The organism is Rhizobacter sp. (assembly GCF_031412495.1).
Taxonomy (GTDB): Bacteria; Pseudomonadota; Gammaproteobacteria; order Burkholderiales; family Burkholderiaceae_C; genus Schlegelella_A.
In genome coordinates, this window is record NZ_JANODC010000259.1 from 1 (window position 1) to 1,625 (window position 1,625).

The following is a 1,625-nucleotide window of genomic DNA, read 5'->3' on the forward strand; positions in this document are numbered from 1 at the left end:
CATGCGCCGCGGCGACGAGCTTGTAGAGCCGCTTCGTCGCATCGACCGGCGTCAGCCACCGCTCGCCTTCGGTGGACAGGGCGAAATCGGCCTCGGCCTCGGACAGGATGACGTGGCCGGCGTGGTCGGCCCGCGCCACCAGCGCGCTGATCAGCGGCAGGGCGCGCTCGTCGTCATTCATCTGCGCTGGCGCGACGCCATCCGGCGTGCGCCAGGCGCCGGGCGGGGGCCGCGGCGCCGATCCCCGTCGCCGCGCAGCAAGAGATAGCCCACCCCGAGGATGCCGACGACCACCAGCGCCTTGCGCGCGGCGCCGGCCGGGTTGTGCTTCAGCTCCGCCTTGCCGCCCATCTCGGCGAAGATGTTGGGAATGTGGCCGCGGGAAAGGTCGTCGACCAAGCCTTCGACCACGTTGACGCGGTCGGCCGCGAGCAGCAGCAGCCAGTGCCGGATGTCGTTCTCGCTGAAGCGGAAGGCGAAGCGGCGCATGCTGCCGCTGACGCCCGACGGCGGCGTGCTGGTGCCGAACACCGGCGTCATCGTCGGCCGCTCGTTGGACTTCAGGATCTCGACCGTCTGCTGCTGCTGCTCCGGCTGGTCCCAGTGCACGCCTTCCAGCCGCGGCGGCGTCCGCTCGCGCGGATAGGCGGGGCGGTTGGCATGGTCCAGGTCGGCGCCCCAGCCCTCGATATGCGCGTACTCGCGGGGCGTCTGCAGCGGGCTGCCCGTCGCTGCGGGGCTGCTCGTCCGCGTGCGGCCGCTTTCCAGCGTGGCGGTCCCTGCTTGGTTCGGTGCGTTCATTGCGTCACTCCATGCGGAACGAGAACGGTCTTGATGCAGTTGTCGAGCTTGCTCGAGAACATGTGATACGCGTCGGCGACATCCTCGAGCGGGGCCCGGTGCGTGATGATCTTGTGCGGCTGGACGCGCCCGGCCTGGATGTGCTCGATCAGCCGCGGCAGGTGGCGCTTCACGCTGGCCTGGTTCATGCGCAGGGTCAGGCCCTTGTTGATGGCGTTGCCGATCGGCACGGCGTTGAAGGTCGGCCCGTAGACGCCGACGATGGACACCACGCCTCCCTTGCGCACCGAGTTGATGCACCAGTGCAGCGCCGTCGCCGCGCCGGCCTGGAGCTTGAGCTTGCGGCCGGTCAGCCACTGCATGTAGTCGCCGACGGCTTCGCACCCGACCGCGTCGATGCAGACGTCGGCGCCGAGCCAGTCGGTCATCTTCTTGATGTGGATCGCCATGTCGTCGACCTCGGCAAGGTTGACCGTCTCGCACTGGGCGAAGTTGCGGACGAACTCGAGCCGGTAGTCGAGGTAGTCGACCACGATCACCCGGCCGGCGCCGAGCAGCCACGCGGACTTGGCAGCGAAGATGCCCACCGGCCCGGCACCGAACACGACCACCGTGTCGCCTTTCTCGATCTCGCCCATCTCGGCGGCCTGGTAGCCGGTGGGGAAGGCATCTGTGAGAAGGACGGCGTCGTCGAGCAGCATGTCGGCCGGGATCTTGGTCGGACCGACATCCGCCATCGGCACGCGCACGTACTCGGCCTGGCCGCCGTCGTAGCCGCCGGTGGTGTGCGAGTAGCCGAAGATGGCGCCGGACGCCGTCGCCTC

Annotated in this window: 3 protein-coding genes; all 3 read right to left on the reverse strand. The window is 69.4% G+C overall.

Going from position 1 to position 1,625, the window contains the following annotated elements:
• Positions 1 to 181 (reverse strand): hypothetical protein (locus AC30N0_RS09935; RefSeq protein ID WP_489517761.1); only part of this gene is annotated, 181 nt, incomplete at its 3' end.
• A complete protein-coding gene (locus AC30N0_RS09940) occupies positions 178 to 801 on the reverse strand; it encodes a hypothetical protein (RefSeq protein ID WP_489517762.1) in 624 nt (207 codons plus the stop codon). The genes AC30N0_RS09940 and AC30N0_RS09935, both read right to left, overlap by 4 nt.
• A partial coding sequence (locus AC30N0_RS09945) for a zinc-binding dehydrogenase (protein ID WP_489517763.1) occupies positions 798 to 1,625 on the reverse strand: 828 nt, incomplete at its 5' end. The genes AC30N0_RS09945 and AC30N0_RS09940, both read right to left, overlap by 4 nt.